14 protein-coding genes are annotated in these 16,461 nt (G+C 71.1%); 11 read left to right on the top strand and 3 right to left on the bottom strand.

Annotated features, from left to right (window positions below):
* The first annotated feature begins 177 nt into the window (after positions 1-177).
* The 6 genes from gap to pgi all read left to right on the top strand — a co-directional run bounded on the left by gap (position 178) and on the right by pgi (position 6,081).
* Positions 178-1,185, top strand: coding sequence for a type I glyceraldehyde-3-phosphate dehydrogenase (gap, locus tag ACFVQG_RS15785; protein WP_383382205.1), 1,008 nt, complete (start codon positions 178-180; stop codon positions 1,183-1,185).
* A gap of 133 nt (positions 1,186-1,318) precedes the next feature.
* On the top strand, positions 1,319-2,530 hold the full coding sequence (locus tag ACFVQG_RS15780) for a phosphoglycerate kinase (protein WP_383382202.1): 1,212 nt from the start codon (positions 1,319-1,321) through the stop codon (positions 2,528-2,530).
* Between the two features lie 5 nt (positions 2,531-2,535).
* Positions 2,536-3,312, top strand: coding sequence for a triose-phosphate isomerase (gene tpiA, locus ACFVQG_RS15775; protein WP_383382200.1), 777 nt, complete (start codon positions 2,536-2,538; stop codon positions 3,310-3,312).
* A 114-nt stretch (positions 3,313-3,426) separates the two neighbouring features.
* Positions 3,427-3,657: a preprotein translocase subunit SecG gene (secG, locus tag ACFVQG_RS15770; protein WP_381606224.1), complete on the top strand. Its 231-nt coding sequence runs from the start codon at positions 3,427-3,429 to the stop codon at positions 3,655-3,657.
* Between the two features lie 289 nt (positions 3,658-3,946).
* Positions 3,947-4,282 (top strand): RNA polymerase-binding protein RbpA, encoded by a 336-nt coding sequence (locus ACFVQG_RS15765; RefSeq protein ID WP_078066843.1) that lies wholly within the window; start codon positions 3,947-3,949, stop codon positions 4,280-4,282.
* A 143-nt stretch (positions 4,283-4,425) separates the two neighbouring features.
* Positions 4,426-6,081 (top strand): glucose-6-phosphate isomerase, encoded by a 1,656-nt coding sequence (pgi, locus tag ACFVQG_RS15760; protein WP_383382196.1) that lies wholly within the window; start codon positions 4,426-4,428, stop codon positions 6,079-6,081.
* Between the two features lie 6 nt (positions 6,082-6,087).
* On the opposite strand, the gene ACFVQG_RS15755 is transcribed toward pgi, so the two are convergent.
* From ACFVQG_RS15755 to ACFVQG_RS15745, 3 genes are all read right to left on the bottom strand, one after another.
* A complete protein-coding gene (locus ACFVQG_RS15755) occupies positions 6,088-8,373 on the bottom strand; it encodes an FtsX-like permease family protein (RefSeq protein WP_383382193.1) in 2,286 nt (761 codons plus the stop codon).
* Between the two features lie 69 nt (positions 8,374-8,442).
* Complete coding sequence (locus ACFVQG_RS15750; RefSeq protein WP_383382191.1) at positions 8,443-9,198, bottom strand: ABC transporter ATP-binding protein; 756 nt, start codon at positions 9,196-9,198, stop codon at positions 8,443-8,445.
* On the bottom strand, positions 9,195-9,710 hold the full coding sequence (locus ACFVQG_RS15745) for a PadR family transcriptional regulator (protein ID WP_383382188.1): 516 nt from the start codon (positions 9,708-9,710) through the stop codon (positions 9,195-9,197). The genes ACFVQG_RS15750 and ACFVQG_RS15745 overlap by 4 nt, the downstream gene beginning before the upstream one ends.
* A 119-nt stretch (positions 9,711-9,829) precedes the next feature.
* On the opposite strand from ACFVQG_RS15745, the gene ACFVQG_RS15740 reads away from it, so the two are divergent.
* The 5 genes from ACFVQG_RS15740 (at position 9,830) to ACFVQG_RS15720 (ending at position 16,441) form a co-directional block, all read left to right on the top strand.
* Positions 9,830-11,098 (top strand): ABC transporter substrate-binding protein, encoded by a 1,269-nt coding sequence (locus tag ACFVQG_RS15740; RefSeq protein WP_383382184.1) that lies wholly within the window; start codon positions 9,830-9,832, stop codon positions 11,096-11,098.
* A gap of 151 nt (positions 11,099-11,249) precedes the next feature.
* Positions 11,250-12,860, top strand: a complete 1,611-nt coding sequence (locus ACFVQG_RS15735; protein ID WP_383382181.1) for an alpha-amylase family glycosyl hydrolase — start codon at positions 11,250-11,252, stop codon at positions 12,858-12,860.
* Positions 12,861-12,898: 38 nt separating this feature from the next.
* A complete protein-coding gene (locus ACFVQG_RS15730; RefSeq protein ID WP_383382178.1) occupies positions 12,899-14,227 on the top strand; it encodes an ABC transporter substrate-binding protein in 1,329 nt (442 codons plus the stop codon).
* 7 nt (positions 14,228-14,234) lie between these two features.
* Complete coding sequence (locus ACFVQG_RS15725; protein ID WP_383382174.1) at positions 14,235-15,605, top strand: ABC transporter permease subunit; 1,371 nt, start codon at positions 14,235-14,237, stop codon at positions 15,603-15,605.
* Entirely contained in the window at positions 15,602-16,441 is an 840-nt protein-coding gene (locus ACFVQG_RS15720) for a carbohydrate ABC transporter permease (protein ID WP_383382171.1), read from the top strand. Before ACFVQG_RS15725 ends, ACFVQG_RS15720 begins: the two co-directional genes overlap by 4 nt.
* Positions 16,442-16,461 lie beyond the last annotated feature (20 nt).

Genomic DNA, 16,461 nt, shown 5'->3' with positions numbered 1-16,461 from the left:
CGGGTTTCCCGGCGGGCGGTTCGTACCCCTACTGGTGGGTACGGGCCGCCGTGCCGTGTACGGCCCACTCGATGTCACTGAGAAGGCCGCGGGGAGGTAGGGTCGTAAGCGGTCGGGGACATCCCATACAGCTCGCCGACGACAACGGAGTCGGCGTACCAACGAGGAGATCGGTTCGTGACGATCCGCGTAGGCATCAACGGCTTTGGCCGCATCGGTCGCAGCTACTTCCGCGCGCTGCTCGAGCAGGGTGCGGACATCGAGATCGTGGCTGTCAACGACCTGGGTGACACGGCGACCACCGCGCACCTGTTGAAGTACGACACCATCATGGGCCGCCTCAAGGAAGAGGTCTCCCACACCGCCGACACGATCACCGTCGGCGGCAAGACCATCAAGGTGCTCTCCGAGCGCAACCCGGCCGACATCCCCTGGGGTGAGCTGGGCGTCGACATCGTCATCGAGTCGACGGGCATCTTCACCAAGAAGGCGGACGCCGAGAAGCACATCGCCGGTGGCGCCAAGAAGGTCCTCATCTCCGCCCCGGCGAAGGACGAGGACATCACCGTGGTCATGGGTGTCAACCACGAGCAGTACGACCCGGCGAACCACCACGTCATCTCCAACGCCTCCTGCACCACCAACTGCGTGGCGCCGATGGCGAAGGTGCTCGACGAGAGCTTCGGCATCGTCAAGGGCCTGATGACCACGGTGCACGCCTACACCAACGACCAGCGCATCCTGGACTTCCCGCACAAGGACCTGCGTCGCGCCCGCGCCGCCGCGGAGAACATCATCCCGACCACCACGGGCGCCGCGAAGGCCACCGCCCTGGTGCTGCCGCAGCTCAAGGGCAAGCTGGACGGCATGGCCATGCGCGTGCCGGTTCCCACCGGCTCGGTCACCGACCTGGTCCTCGAGCTGTCCCGCGAGGTCACCAAGGAAGAGGTCAACGCCGCCTTCCAGAAGGCGGCCGAGGGCGAGCTGAAGGGCATCCTCGAGTACACCGAGGACCCGATCGTCTCCTCCGACATCGTCAACGCCCCGGCGTCCTGCACCTTCGACTCCTCCCTGACGATGGTCCAGGACGGGAAGAACGTGAAGGTCATCGGCTGGTACGACAACGAGTGGGGCTACTCCAACCGCCTCGTCGACCTGACGGTCTTCGTCGGCAACCAGCTCTGATCCCCGGCGAGGGGACCGCATGTGAGGGCAGGGCTCGGACAGCGCGTGAACGTGCTGTCCGAGCCCTGACTCACGTCCGCCCCCGCGGGCCTCATACGATCACCAGCCCTGCTCAGGAGTCCAGGAGTTCCTTATGAAGACGATCGACGCTCTGCTCGCCGAAGGCGTCGCGGGCAAGCGGGTCTTCGTCCGCGCCGACCTGAACGTGCCGCTGGACGGCACCACGATCACCGACGACGGCCGCATCCGCGCCGTACTGCCCACGGTCAAGGCCCTCGCCGACGCGGGTGCCCGGGTCGTCGTCGCCTCCCACCTGGGCCGCCCCAAGGGCGCCCCGGACCCGGTCTTCTCGCTCGCCCCCGCCGCCTCCCGGCTCGGTGAACTGCTCGGCACCGCCGTGTCGTTCGCCTCCGACACCGTCGGCGAGTCCGCCACCAGCACCGTCGCGGGCCTCAGCGACGGCGATGTGGCGGTCATCGAGAACCTGCGCTTCAACCCCGGCGAGACCGCCAAGGACGACGCCGAGCGCGCCGCCTTCGCGGACCAGCTCGCCGCGCTCGCCGACGTCTACGTGGGCGACGGCTTCGGCGCCGTGCACCGCAAGCACGCCTCCGTCTTCGACCTCCCGGCCCGGCTGCCGCACTACGCGGGCTACCTCATCGCCACCGAGGTCGGCGTCCTGAAGAAGCTCACCGACGACGTCAAGCGGCCGTACGTGGTCGCCCTCGGCGGCGCCAAGGTCTCCGACAAGCTCGCCGTCATCGACGAACTGCTCGGCAAGGCCGACCGCCTCCTCATCGGCGGCGGCATGGCGTACACCTTCCTCAAGGCCAAGGGGTACGAGGTCGGCATCTCCCTCCTCCAGGAGGACCAGGTCCCGGTCGTCCAGGAGTACATGGAGCGCGCCGAGCAGAGCGGCGTCGAGCTGGTCCTGCCGGTGGACGTGCTGGTCGCCCCCGAGTTCCCGGACCTGAAGACCAAGGCCCCCGCCAACCCCACCACCGTCGCCGCGGACGCCATCCCCGCCGACCAGGAGGGTCTGGACATCGGTCCCGAGACCCGCAAGCTGTACGCCTCGAAGCTCGCCGACGCCGCCACCGTCTTCTGGAACGGCCCCATGGGCGTCTTCGAGCACCCCGACTACGCCGAGGGCACCAAGGCGGTCGCCCAGGCGCTCATCGACTCCCCGGGCTTCACCGTGGTCGGCGGCGGCGACTCCGCCGCGGCCGTGCGCACCCTGGGCTTCGACGAAAAGGCATTCGGCCACATCTCGACCGGTGGCGGCGCCTCCCTCGAATACCTCGAGGGCAAGACGCTCCCCGGCCTCGCCGCACTGGAGGACTGACCTCAATGAGCACGCGCACGCCGCTGATGGCGGGCAACTGGAAGATGAACCTCAACCACCTGGAGGCCATCGCCCACGTCCAGAAGCTCGCCTTCGCCCTGGCCGACAAGGACTACGAGGCCGTCGAGGTCGCCGTCCTGCCGCCCTTCACCGACCTGCGCTCCGTGCAGACCCTGGTCGACGGCGACAAGCTGAAGATCAAGTATGGCGCCCAGGACATCTCGGCCCAGGACTCCGGCGCCTACACCGGCGAGATCTCCGGGCCGATGCTGGCCAAGCTCAAGTGCACGTACGTGGCCATCGGCCACTCCGAGCGCCGCCAGTACCACGCCGAGACGGACGAGATCGTCAACGCCAAGGTCAAGGCCGCCTACAAGCACGGTCTCACCCCGATCATGTGCGTCGGCGAGGAGCTGGACGTCCGCGAGGCGGGGAACGCCGTTCCGCACACCCTCGCCCAGGTCGAGGGCGGTCTGAAGGACCTCCCGGCCGAGCAGGCCGAGACCGTCGTGATCGCCTATGAGCCCGTGTGGGCCATCGGCACCGGCAAGGTCTGCGGCGCCGAGGACGCCCAGGAGGTCTGCGCCGCCATCCGCGGCAAGGTCGCCGAGCTGTACTCCCAGGACGTGGCCGACAAGGTCCGCATCCAGTACGGCGGCTCCGTGAAGTCGGGCAATGTCGCCGAGATCATGGCGCAGGCCGACATCGACGGTGCCCTGGTGGGCGGCGCCTCCCTGGACGCGGACGAGTTCGTCAAGATCGTCCGCTTCCGCGACCAGTGAGACGACCAGTGAGTATGCGGTAGCAGCGATCCGTCGTACCCTTGCGGGGGCGTGGCCCTACGGCCGCGCCCCTGTCGTCCATCCGAATCCGAGGAAGTTGGTCCAGCCGTGGTTATGGGGTTCTCGATCGCCCTGATCGTCTTCAGCCTGCTGATGATGCTGCTGGTGCTGATGCACAAGGGCAAGGGCGGCGGCCTCTCCGACATGTTCGGTGGCGGTATGCAGTCGTCCGTCGGTGGCTCCTCGGTCGCCGAGCGCAACCTCGACCGCATCACCGTGGTCGTGGGTCTCCTCTGGTTCGCCTGCATCGTCGTGCTCGGCCTGCTGATGAAGATCAACAACTGATCGGTCGGCAACTGGCCGGTCGGCGACCGGTCGTCCCACAACCGGTCGTCCGACAACCGGTCGTCCCACAACCGGTCGGTCAACTTCTGGCTGACGCACACATTCCGCACGTAACGCCCCATGTTCGGTACGCGCCCCGGAGCGCGGCCTATCATGGGGCTTGCGTCTGGATATGGGGCCGGTAACTCCAATCACTGGACGCGCGTTGGGCCTTACGTAGACTGAGGCGCTCGCAGCGAAGCGAAACGCCGACTCGCTTTGCGGCACCATCACGCAGGGAGTTACGACCGTGGCAAGTGGCAACGCGATCCGGGGAAGCCGGGTCGGGGCGGGGCCGATGGGTGAGGCCGAGCGTGGCGAGTCCGCGCCGCGTCTGCGCGTCTCCTTCTGGTGCTCCAACGGGCACGAAACCCAGCCGAGCTTCGCCAGCGACGCGCAGGTCCCCGACACCTGGGACTGTCCGCGCTGCGGGTTCCCGGCCGGACAGGACCGGGACAACCCACCGGACCCGCCGCGCACCGAGCCCTACAAGACGCATCTGGCGTATGTGCGCGAGCGCCGCAGTGACGCGGACGGCGAGGCGATCCTCGCCGAGGCGCTCGCCAAACTGCGGGGCGAGATCTAGGACTTCAGACCGACCGGGCGCGGGAGTGCCCGGCCGGACCTGCCGTTGTGCGACGTGCGGTGTCCCGCTCCATTAGGTTGGGACCCGCAGCGGGGCACGCTACGCAGTAAGTGCGCAGGCAGGAAAGAAGGCTGAAGTCCCAGATGAACGCAGACGGCCGTACCCGGCTCAACCAGACGCCAGAGTGGACCGCTCTGGCCAAGCACCGCGAGGAACTCGGAGAGGCGCGGCTGCGCGAGCTGTTCGCCGCCGACCCGCGGCGCGGCTCCGGGTACACGCTCCAGGTCGGTGACCTGTACGTCGACTACTCCAAGCACCTGGTCACCGACGAGACACTGCGGCTGCTGCGCGAGCTGGCCGCCGCCACCGACGTCTTCGGGCTGCGGGACGCCATGTTCCGTGGCGAGAAGATCAACACCACCGAGGACCGCGCCGTGCTGCACACCGCGCTGCGCGCCCCGCGTGACGCGGTGGTCGAGGTCGACGGCGAGAACGTCGTTCCCGGCGTGCACGCCGTGCTGGACAGGATGTCCGACTTCGCGAACCGGGTACGTTCGGGCGAGTGGACCGGCCACACCGGCAAGCGCATCCGCAATGTCGTCAACGTCGGCATCGGCGGCTCCGACCTGGGCCCGGCGATGGCCTACGAGGTGCTGCGCGCCTTCACCGACCGCGAGATGACGATTCGTTTCGTCTCCAACGTGGACGGGGCCGACCTGCACGAGGCGACCCGTGACCTGGACCCGGCCGAGACGCTGTTCGTCATCGCGTCCAAGACCTTCACCACCATCGAGACGGTCACCAACGCCACCTCCGCGCGCACCTGGCTGCTGAACGCGCTCGGCGGCGACGAGGCCGCCGTGGCCAAGCACTTCGTGGCACTGTCGACGAACGCCGAGAAGGTCGCGGAGTTCGGCATCGACACGGCCAACATGTTCGAGTTCTGGGACTGGGTCGGCGGGCGCTACTCCTACGACTCGGCGATCGGTCTCGCCCTGATGATCGCCATCGGCCCGGACCGCTTCCGCGAGATGCTCGACGGCTTCCGGATCGTCGACGAGCACTTCCGCACGGCCCCCGCCGAGGAGAACGTGCCGCTGCTGCTCGGTCTGCTGGGCATCTGGTACGGCAACTTCCACGACGCCCAGTCGCACGCGGTGCTGCCGTACAGCCACTACCTGTCGAAGTTCACCGCCTACCTCCAGCAGCTCGACATGGAGTCCAACGGCAAGTACGTCGGCCGGGACGGGCGCGAAGTGGACTGGCAGACGGGTCCGGTGGTCTGGGGCACGCCCGGCACCAACGGTCAGCACGCCTACTACCAGCTGATCCACCAGGGGACGAAGCTGATCCCGGCCGACTTCATCGGCTTCGCCGAGCCGGTCGCCGAGCTGAGTGACGAGCTGAAGGCGCAGCACGACCTGCTGATGGCCAACTTCTTCGCCCAGACCCAGGCCCTCGCCTTCGGCAAGACCCCTGACGAGGTGCGCGCGGAGGGCGTACCGGAGGAGCTGGTCGCGCACAAGACCTTCAAGGGCGACCACCCGACCACCACGATCCTCGCCCGCGAGCTGACCCCGTCCGTGCTGGGCCAGCTCGTCGCCCTCTACGAGCACAAGGTCTTCGTGCAGGGTGCCGTGTGGAACATCGACTCCTTCGACCAGTGGGGCGTGGAGCTGGGCAAGGTCCTCGCCAAGCGGGTCGAGCCCGCGCTGACCGAGGGCGCCGAGGTGCCGGGCCTGGACGAGTCCACCAAGGCCCTCGTCACCAAGTACCGGGAGCTGCGCGACCGCCGGTAGCCGCCGTCAGGCCACCGAGTGCAGGGTGTCGGCCAGCCTGCGGCGCGCGGCGCGCGCCGCGGGCAGGGCCGACAGGGCCGCCGCGCCCAGCACGGCGGCCGTCCCGAACAGCAGCAGGAACGCGGGGGAGGGCACCTGCGCTATTCCCGCGCCGATGCCGCTCGACCTGCCCTGGGCGTCGATCAGCCAGCGCGCGAGCGGCACGCCGACGGCGGTGCTCAGCAGCGTGGCCGCGAGTGCCGTACCGGCCGTCGCGGTGACCGTGACGGCGGTGATCTGGCGCGGGGACAGGCCGATGGCCTTCAGCGCGAGCAGGTCCCGCTCGCCCTCGCGGACGGTGCCGCCGATCGCGGTGAGCAGCTCGATCAGTCCGATGAGGGCGAGTACGGCGATCAGACCGACGACGACTCCGCGCAGCGGCGACAGCCCGTCCGCGGGATTGGTGACGGGGTGCACGTCCAGCTGCCCGCGCCCGGCCGCCGCCAGCCGGTCCGCGACCTCGTGCGGATCGGCGCCGGGGGTCAGCCGGACCTGGTAGAGCGTGGCCCGCAGCCGTGGGTCGTTGGCGCGCAGGGTGTCCAGGGAGGTCGAGATCACCCGGCCCGCGTTCTCCGGCTCGATGCTGCGGCCGACGATGTGCAGGATCTGCGGCTGGTCCCCGACGGTCATCCGCACCCAGTCGCCGACCCGCACGTCCAGCAGATCGAGCAGCCCCTGCCCGGCCACCGCCTCGTCGGGGCCGCGCGCCGGGCGCCCCTCGGCGACGGTGTACGGGAAGGGGTCCTCGCGGGTGCCGAGGCCGCGCAGCGCGATCGTGCCGGTCTGGCCGGGGACGAGCGCCGCGACCTCGACGCCCGGGTGCGCGGCGGCCACCCGCGGCTCGCGCTGGAGCAGGGCACGGGTCTGCCGGTCGTCGAGCGCGGAGTCCGGGCGGACGGTGAGCGCGGCGGGCAGGCCGATCCGCTCGGGGCTGCTGTGGAAGCGGTCGAGGGTGGTCCAGGCGCTCATCGCCACCACGATCAGCAGCAGCGGCAGCGCCAGACGGCCGACGGCGGCCAGTGAGCGCGGGCGGCGGGTGAACGCCTTGTGCCAGCCCAGCACCAGCGCGGGCGGCACCCGCACCCCGAGCGCCCGGCGGGCCAGCCCCGACATCCCGCCGCCCGGCGGCGCGGCGGGCCGCGGCACCGGCACCGGCTCCACCCGGCCCGCCCGCCAGGCCGCGAGCCCCGTGGTCGCGCCGATGAACAGCACGGCGGCCACCGGCACCGCGGCCAGCGTCACGGTGTGTCCGGGCAGCCCCTGCCACACGGCGACCGCGTCCCCGAGCCGTCCCGGCATCCGGCTGCCCAGCGCCTGGGTGAGGGCGGCGGCGGCCACCGCGCCCAGCAGCGCGTAGGCGAGGTGCTGGATGAGGAAGACCCGCACGACCTGGCCGGGCGTGAAGCCGATCGCCTTGAGCACCGAGATGTCCCGCAGATGCCCGCGGATCCGGGTGCCGATCGCGCCGTGCACGGCGAATCCGGCGGCGACCAGCGCGCCCAGCCCGAACAGGCCGATGACCTGGCCGAGGAGCCGGTTGCCGCCCTGCGCCTCGGCGCGGGCCTGCTGCCAGGTGGAGACCTCGCCGATCGCGCCCGCGCCCAGGGCGGTGACGGCGCGCTGGACGGCGTAGTCGGTGTCCTGCGGGTCGGTCAGGCGCAGCCCGGTCACCTGGCCGTCGGGGGCGCGTACGGCGGACGGCAGCGCCCAGACCAGGCCGGGGCGCTCGCCGGGGCGGTAGCGCGGTTCGGCGCTGTCGGCGACGCCGACGACGGTCAGGGTGCGGGTGGTGCCGGGGAGGGCCAGTTCGTCGCCGGGTTCGGCGAGCAGGGCCTGGGCCAGTCTGCTCTCCAGCACCACGCCGTCGGGGGTGCCCGGGTCCAGCCAGCGGCCCGAGGCGAGCAGGGGGCGGCCGACCTCGGGCTGTGCCTCCGGTGTGGCGCGCAGCTCGACGAAGGCGCGGGCACCGCGGGCGGTGACGGTCGCCGACTCGGTGCGGTACGGGCCCGCGACGGACTCGGCGCCCTCCAGCCGGGCCAGCCTGCCCGCGTCCGCGGTGGCGCCGGAGTGGATCCACACGTGCGCGCCGTGCGCCTGGGCGAAGACGCGCTGCCAGGGGTTGGTCGCGTACCCGAACAGCGCGGTCGCCAGCAGCAGTGAGACGACGATCCCGGCCGTGGCCAACACCAGGAACAGCGCCTCGCCGCGGTGCGTCCGCAGATCGGAGTGCGCCCAGCGCAAGGTGGCTCGCACGGGCCTCAGTCCCTCGGCCCGCGCGGGGCGTGCGTCCGGGGTTCGGCGCGGTCGTCGTACACCGGCATCTCAGTCCTTCAGCTCCAGCACGCCCGATATGCCGGGACGGCGGGGCGGGGTGCCGTCCGTCAGGTCGGCGTCGTCGGCTATGCGGCCGTCGTAGAAGCTGATCACGCGGTCGGCCGCGCTGGCGAGGCGGGCGTCATGGGTGACCAGGAGGATGGTCTGGCCGCGCTGGTGGAAGCGGGACAGCAGCCGCATCACCTCGCGGGTGCCCTTGCTGTCGAGGCTGCCCGCGGGTTCGTCGGCGAGGAGCAGGGGCGGGTGGTTGACCAGGGCGCGGGCCAGCGCGACGCGCTGCTGCTCGCCGCCGGACAGCTCGCCGGGCATGGCGCGCTCGCGGCCCGTGAGGCCCAGTTCGGCCAGCAGTTGCTCGCGTTCGGCGCGCGCCTGCTTCGGCGGGACACCGGCGAGCAGGGCGGGCAGTTCGACGTTGTCGGCGACCGACAGGTTGGACACCAGGTTGAAGAACTGGAAGACGATGCCGATGCGCTTGCGGCGCTCCACGGCCCAGCGCGCCTCGCTCCAGCCGTCGGTGCGCTCGTCGTCCAGCCGGATGGTGCCGCTGTCCGGGCGCTGGAGCCCGCCGAGCAGATGCAGCAGCGTCGACTTGCCCGCGCCGGACGGACCGGTGACGGCGACGAACTCGCCGCGCCGGACGCACAGATCCACACCGCGCACGGCATGCGCGGGCGCGCCCTCGCCGTGGTACGTCCTGACCAGACCCTCGGCGCGCAGCAGTACGGGCGCGGGACCGCCGCTCATTCCAGCCCCTCCAGATCTTCCTGGCACCGCTCCAGCCAGTCGAGGTCGGCCTGCAGGTGCAGCATGGCGCCCTCGATGAGGAGATGGGCGATGCGGTTGTCCCGGTCTTCGGCGGCGGCCAGTCTCGACAGGTCGCGCATGGTGTTCAGGTACTGGCGCCGCTGCTTGTTGATCAGGGCGATCCGGTCGGCCATCCCGGTCTGCGGGGCGAGCGCCAGCTTCATGAAGAACTCGTCCCGTACGCGCGGTTCGTCCGCCGTCTCCTCGTACCAGGCGCGCAGCGCCTCGCGCCCGGCGTCGGTGAGGTGGTAGACCTTCTTGTTGGGTCGGCTGGACTGCTCGACGTCCTCGCCCTCGATCAGTCCGGACTTCTCCAGGCGGCCGAGGGTGACATAGATCTGGCCGACGTTCGGCTGAGGGTACGCGGAGCCCAGCACTTGCTCAAGGTCCTGCTTCAGCTCGTAGCCGTGGGCCGGGCCGCGCGCGAGGAGTGCCAGGAGGGGCAGGCGCACTCGTGCAGTCCTCCAGTCCTCGTTTTGTGGTCCAGGCCCTAGTATCGCCCATACCTAACCGGTATACATGCCCGTGATCCCGGGCGAAGGTGCCCGGCGGCGGGTACAGGGAGGAACCTATGCGGTGGATCCGGGCCGCGGGTAGGGGCCTCCTCGTTCTCGTCGTGATCCTGACCGGTTACGCCGCCACCGGCGCCCGCGCCGACGAGGGTGCCGCAAACGGGCGTGGGCCGCTGACCCTCGCCACCGCCGGGGACCTCACCGGCTATCTCGGCCCGCTGCTGGAAGGCTGGAACCGCGCCCACCCCGACGAGCGGGTCACCCTCGTCGAACTGCCGGACTCCGCCGACGAGACCCGCGCCCAGATGGCCACCGACCTGCGCGGCGCCCCACCCGGCCGGTTCGACGTCCTCAACATCGACGTCAACTGGACCTCCGAGTTCGCCGCCGCCGGATGGATCCGCCCGCTGCCGCGCGACCGCTTCCCGCTGGACACCTTCCTGCGGCCGGTCGTCAGCACCGCGACCTACGACGGGCACCTGTACGCCGTCCCGTACGTCACCAACGCCGGGCTGCTGCTCTACCGCAAGGACGTCCTCGACCGCGAGGGCCTCGCCCCGCCGCGCACCTGGGCCGAGCTGGAGCGGATCGCCGAGACCGTCGCCCCGAAGTACGGACTCGACGGCTACGCGGGCCAGTTCCTGCCCTACGAGGGCCTCACCGTCAACGCCGCCGAGGCCGTCTACTCGGCGGGCGGCACCATCCTCGGCGGCGAGGGCGAGCGCGTCACCGTCGACTCGGCGGCGGCCCGCGAGGGCATCGGGTTCCTGGCGCGCGGGGTGCGCGAGGGCTGGATCCCGCGCGAGGCGCTGACGTACAAGGAGGAGGAGTCCAAGCGGGCCTTCCGGGACGGCCGCCTGCTCTTTCTGCGCAACTGGCCCTACGCGTACGTGGTCGCCGCGGCCGAGGGCTCCCCGGTCGCCGGGAAGATCGGCGCCGTGCCGCTGCCCGGACCCGACGGACCCGGCACCAGCGTGCTGGGCGGCTCCAACCTCGCCGTCAGCAGCCACGCCCGGCACCCGGACTCGGCCGCCCGCCTGATCGCGTACCTCACCAGCGAGCGCGTGCAGCGCCAGGTGCTCACGCGCGGCGCGCTGCCGCCGGTCCGTGCCGACCTGTACGAGGACCCGGAGCTGGTGCGGCGGTTCCCGTATCTGCCGACGCTGCGCGAGAGCGTGCTGACGGCCGCGCCGCGCCCCAAGAGCGCCCGCTACGACCAGGTCAGCCTGGTGGTGCAGGCGGTCGTGCACGACGCGCTGGCCGGGCGGCACACGCCGGAGGCGGCGGTGCGGCGGCTGGCGCGGGAACTCGACGCCATCACGGGCTGAACCCCGATCATCCTAGTTACTTGTTAAGTAACGCCCAGGTCTCAACTCTGCCCGCATGGGGTGGATAAATCCCTCTATCCACGGTCAACCCTGCAGGACTGTCGCGCCTGTTCATTGACACCCTCGCGTTACGCCTACTTAACATGCATGCATGTCAAGCAAGCACCACTGGTGGCGGGACGCGGTGATCTACCAGGTGTACGTCCGCAGCTTCCTGGACAGCACCGGGGACGGCATCGGCGATCTGGCCGGGGTCCGGGCCGGGCTCCCGTACCTCAAGAAGCTCGGCGTCGACGGGATATGGCTGAGCCCCTTCTATCCCTCGCCCCAGCACGACCACGGCTACGACGTGGCCGACTACCGCGACGTCGACCCGCTCTTCGGCGACCTCGCCGAGTTCGAGCAGCTGATGGCCGCCGCCCGGCGGCTCGGCGTCAAGGTGCTGCTCGACATCGTCCCCAACCACTGCTCCAGCGAGCACCCGTGGTTCCGCGAGGCCCTCGCCGCGGCGCCCGGCAGCGCGGCCCGCGCCCGCTTCCACTTCGCCGACGGGCGCGGCCCGGACGGCGCCGAGCCGCCCAACAACTGGCACTCCATGTTCGGCGGCCCCGCCTGGACCCGCGTCGACGACGGCCAGTGGTACCTGCACATGTTCGCGCCCGAGCAGCCCGACTGGAACTGGCGCAACCCCGAGATCGGCGCCGAGTTCGACCAGGTGCTCCGCTTCTGGCTGGACCGGGGCGTCGACGGCTTCCGCATCGACGTCGCCGCCGGGCTGTTCAAGCACCCCGAGCTGCCCGACTCCGACGACCCGGAGGCCGACGCCCGCACCCGCGACTCGGTCAACCCGCTCGCCTGGAACCAGCCCGAGGTGCACGACGTGTGGCGGCACTGGCGCGCGGTCTGCGAGGAGTACACCGCCCGCGACGGCCACGAACGCCTCCTCGTCGGCGAGGTGTCCGTGCCGACCGCCCGCGAGCACGCCCGGTACGTCCGCCCCGACGAACTCCACCAGGCCTTCTTCTTCGACCTGCTCAGTGCCCCCTGGGACGCCGACGCCTTCCGCAAGGTGATCTCCGAGGCCATGCAGGACATCGCCGGAACCGGCTCCACGGTCACCTGGGTCCTCAACAACCACGACCAGATCCGCACCGTCACCCGCTACGGCGAACCCCACCCCGAGGGCAGTGGCCTCGGCCCCGCCCGCGCCCGCGCCGCCGCGCTGCTGATGCTGGCGCTGCCCGGCGCCGCGTACATCTACCAGGGCGAGGAACTGGGCCTGCCCGAGGTCGTCGACCTGCCCGACGACGTGCTCACGGACCCGATCTTCCACCGCACCGGCAGCCGCGCCCGGATCCGCGACGGCTGCCGGGTGCCGCTGCCGTGGTCGGGACAGGCGTCCCCGTTCGGGTTCACCTCCGGCGCGGAGGGCGCCAAGCCGTGGCTGCCGCAGCCGTCGTACTTCGCCGAGTACGCCACCGACCGGGCCCTCGCCGACACCCGCTCCTTCTGGCACCTGTACCGCGACGGCCTCCAACTGCGCGCCGCCCTGCCCCAACTGGGCGAGGGCCCGCTCACCTGGCTGGACACCCCGCCCGGCGTGCTCGCCTTCGTCCGCGGCGACGGCCTGGTCTGCGCCGTCAACTTCACCACCGTGCCCACGCCCGCACCGGTCTCCGGCACCCCGCTGCTCGCCAGCGGCCCCTGCCCGACGGGAGTGCTCCCCGGCTCCACGGCCGCCTGGTGGATGAGCGACCTCTGACCCCCCGCACCACCCAGTCCACGGAAGGGACATCAACGATGATGCGACCACGTACCACCCTGCTCACCGGCTGCACCGCCCTCGTCCTCGCGCTCACCGCCACCGCCTGCGGCGACAGCGACCCGGTCGCCGCGGGCGGCGGCGACCAGGCACTCTCCGGCCAGACCGTGACCGTGGCCGGGGTCTGGTCCGGCACCGAACAGAAGAACTTCCAGAAGGTGCTGGACGCCTTCAGCGAGGAGACCGGCGCCAAGACCCAGTTCGTCTCCACCGGCGACAACGTCTCCACCGTCGTCGGCAGCAAGATAGAGGGCGGCAACGCCCCCGACGTCGTGATGGTCCCGCAGGTCGGCGTGCTCCAGCAGTTCGCCAAGGAGGGCTGGCTCGCCCCGCTGTCCAAGAAGACCGAGCAGGCCGTGGACAGCGACTTCGCGCCCGTCTGGAAGGACTACGGCAGCGTCGACGGCACGTTCTACGGCCTCTACTTCAAGGCCGCCCACAAGTCGACGGTCTGGTACAGCCCCGACGCCCTCGCCCAGGCCGGTGTCGAGCCGCCGAAGACCTACGACGAGATGCTGGAGGCCGGGCAGACCGTCTCCGACTCCGGCCTCGCCGCGTTCTCCGTCGCCGGTCAGGACGGCTGGACGCTCACCGACTGGTTCGAGAACATCTACCTCTCGCAGGCGGGCCCCGAGAAGTACGACGCCCTCGCCGCGCACGAGCTGAAGTGGACCGACGCCTCGGTGGTCAAGGCGCTCACCACCCTCGGTGAGCTGTTCCAGGACGAGCAGCTGATCGCGGGCGGCCAGAAGCAGGCCCTGAACACCGACTTCCCCGGCTCCGTGGAGAAGGTGTTCGGCCCCGAGCCCGAGGCCGGGATGGTCTACGAGGGCGACTTCGTCGCCGGGGTCGCCAAGGACCAGTTCGGCAAGGAGATCGGCAAGGACGCCGACTTCTTCCCCTTCCCGGCGGTCGACGGCGGCACCGCGCCCGTGGTCAGCGGCGGTGACGCGGCCGTCGTCCTGAAGGACGGCAAGAACCGCGAGGCCGGGATGGCGCTCCTGGAGTACCTGGCCACCCCTGAGGCCGCCGCCGTATGGGCCGAGGCGGGCGGCTTCCTCTCCCCGAACAAGGCGCTCGACCTCGCCGCGTACGGCGACGAGGTCACCCGCGCCACCGCCAAGTCCCTCGTCGCCGCCGGGGACTCCGTCCGCTTCGACATGTCCGACCAGGCCCCGGCGGCCTTCGGCGGCACCAAGGGCGTCGGCGAGTGGAAGATCCTCCAGGACTTCCTGCGCGACCCCTCGGACCCGGAGGCGACCGCGGCCGACCTGGAGGACGCGGCGGCCAAGGCGTACAAGGGCTGATACGGCCATGACCGCGACCCTCGCGAAAGAGACGAGCCCGGCGAGCGCCCCGCCGCCGGTCACCCCGCCGCCGGGCGCCCGGCGCGCCCGGCGGCGGGGCCGGGTCATCGCCCTGCTGTTCGTCTTCCCCGCGCTGCTCCTGCTCGGCGCCCTCGTGCTGTACCCGGCGCTGTTCTCCGTCGGGCGCAGCTTCTTCGACGCCTCCGGCACCCGCTTCGTCGGCGACGACAACTACACCGAGATCTTCCGCGACCCGGCCACCCTCAAGGCCGTCCGCAACACCGCGATCTGGGTGGTGGTGGCCCCCACCCTGCTGACCGGCCTGGGCCTGATCCTGGCCGTACTGGTGGAGAAGATCCGCTGGGCGACCGCCTTCAAACTGCTGCTGTTCATGCCGATGGCGGTCTCCTTCCTCGCCGCGGGCATCATCTTCCGCCTCGCCTACGACGAGGACCCCGACAAGGGCGTCCTCAACGCGGCCGTCGTCTCGGTGCACGACGCCTTCGAAGGCACCTCGTCGTACCCGACCGCCCGGCCGCGCCCCGACCAGGGGCTGACCGAGGGCGGCGACGGCTCCTACCGGACCGGCACCAGCGTGTCCCTGGGGGACCCGGTGGCGCTCGGCCTGGTCGGGGTGGCGCCGGACGACCTGCCCGGTGGCGCGCGGCCCGCCCGCGGGGCCGACGGACTGAAGGCCGTCCCCGGTGAGCTGAGCGGCGTGGTCTACCTGGACTTCACACCCGGAGGCGGCGGCACCCAGGGCGAGGTCGACGCCCGCGAGAGCGGACTGCCGGAGATGACGGTCGAGGCGGTACGTGACGGCCGTACGGTCGCCAGCACGACCACCGGGGCCGACGGCACCTTCCGCTTCACCGGCCTCGACCGGGGCGGCTACGACCTCAGACTGCCCGCCGCCAACTTCGCGCCGCCCTACGACGGCATCTCCTGGCTCGGCCCGACGCTGGTCACCCCGGCGATCATCGGGGCGTACCTGTGGATCTGGACCGGGTTCGCGATGGTGCTGATCGGGGCCGGACTGTCGGCGCTGCCCCGGGACGCGCTGGAGGCGGCGCGGATCGACGGGGCCAACGAGTGGCAGATCTTCCGGAAGATCACCGTGCCGCTGCTGGCGCCGGTGCTGACGGTCGTCTTCGTCACCCTGGTGATCAACGTGATGAAGGTCTTCGACCTCGTCTACATCATCGCGCCCGGCCCCGTGCAGGAGGACGCGACCGTGCTCGCGACGCAGATGTGGCTGGTGTCGTTCGGCGGCGGCAACGACCAGGGGCTCGGCAGCGCGCTGGGTGTGCTGCTCCTGCTGCTGGTGGTCCCGGCCATGGTCTTCAACGTCCGCCGCTTCCGAAGGAGTCAGCGATGAACGCGGTCCGGCGCTACCTGGGCAACGGTGTGGTGCAGGCGTTCCTGGTCGTGATCGGCCTGGTCTGGATGACCCCGCTCGCCGGGCTGCTGCTGTCGTCCCTGCGGTCCTCCGAGGACACCGCGCGCGGCGGCTGGTGGACGGTGTTCACCAGCCCCGGTCAGCTGTCCTTCGACAACTACGGGGCCCTGCTGGAGAACGCGGGCATCACCCAGGCGTTCTGGAACACGGTGCTGATCTCGGTGCCGACGACCCTGCTGGTCGTGGGGATCGCGGCGCTCGCCGGATACGCGTTCGCCTGGCTGGACTTCCCCGGCCGGGAGCCGGTCTTCCTGGTCGTGGTGGCGCTGCTGGTGGTGCCCGTGCAGATCGGGCTGCTGCCGGTGGCCAAACTCTTCGGCCAGCTGGGCCTGTTCGGCACGATCCCCGGCGTGGTGCTGTTCCATGTGGCCTACGGGCTGCCGTTCGCGGTGTTCCTGCTGCGGAACTACTTCGCCGAGATGCCGAAGGAGATGCTGGAGGCCGCGCGGATGGACGGCGGCGGCGAGTGGCGGATCTTCACCCGGCTGGTGCTGCCGGTGGGCCGCCCGGCGCTCGCCAGCCTCGCCATCTTCCAGTTCCTGTGGGTGTGGAACGACATGCTGGTGGCGCTGCTGTTCGCGGACAGCTCCGCACAGCCGCTCACCGTCGAACTCCAGTCGCAGATCCGGCAGTTCGGCAGCAACATCGATGTGCTCGCGCCCGGCGCGTTCCTGTCGCTGATCGTGCCGGTGGCGGTGTTCTTCGCCTTCCAACGGCACTTCGTCCAGGGCGTGATGGCGGGCTCGGTCAAGTAGCCCCCGTACGGACCGGGCCC

Source organism: Streptomyces sp. NPDC057877, from assembly GCF_042796855.1.
Lineage (GTDB): Bacteria > Actinomycetota > Actinomycetes > Streptomycetales > Streptomycetaceae > Streptomyces.
Note: the sequence above shows the minus strand (reverse complement) of the source record. Positions and strands in the feature narration are given on the sequence as shown.

Coding starts and splice junctions, on each gene's coding strand:
- ACFVQG_RS15780 (WP_383382202.1), top strand. CDS start 1,319: ATGAAGACGATCGACGCTCTGCTCGCCGAAGGCGTCGCGGGCAAGCGG.
- tpiA (WP_383382200.1), top strand. CDS start 2,536: ATGAGCACGCGCACGCCGCTGATGGCGGGCAACTGGAAGATGAACCTC.
- secG (WP_381606224.1), top strand. CDS start 3,427: ATGGGGTTCTCGATCGCCCTGATCGTCTTCAGCCTGCTGATGATGCTG.
- pgi (WP_383382196.1), top strand. CDS start 4,426: ATGAACGCAGACGGCCGTACCCGGCTCAACCAGACGCCAGAGTGGACC.
- ACFVQG_RS15750 (WP_383382191.1), bottom strand. CDS start 9,198: ATGAGCGGCGGTCCCGCGCCCGTACTGCTGCGCGCCGAGGGTCTGGTC.
- ACFVQG_RS15740 (WP_383382184.1), top strand. CDS start 9,830: ATGCGGTGGATCCGGGCCGCGGGTAGGGGCCTCCTCGTTCTCGTCGTG.
- ACFVQG_RS15735 (WP_383382181.1), top strand. CDS start 11,250: ATGTCAAGCAAGCACCACTGGTGGCGGGACGCGGTGATCTACCAGGTG.
- ACFVQG_RS15730 (WP_383382178.1), top strand. CDS start 12,899: ATGATGCGACCACGTACCACCCTGCTCACCGGCTGCACCGCCCTCGTC.
- ACFVQG_RS15725 (WP_383382174.1), top strand. CDS start 14,235: ATGACCGCGACCCTCGCGAAAGAGACGAGCCCGGCGAGCGCCCCGCCG.
- ACFVQG_RS15720 (WP_383382171.1), top strand. CDS start 15,602: ATGAACGCGGTCCGGCGCTACCTGGGCAACGGTGTGGTGCAGGCGTTC.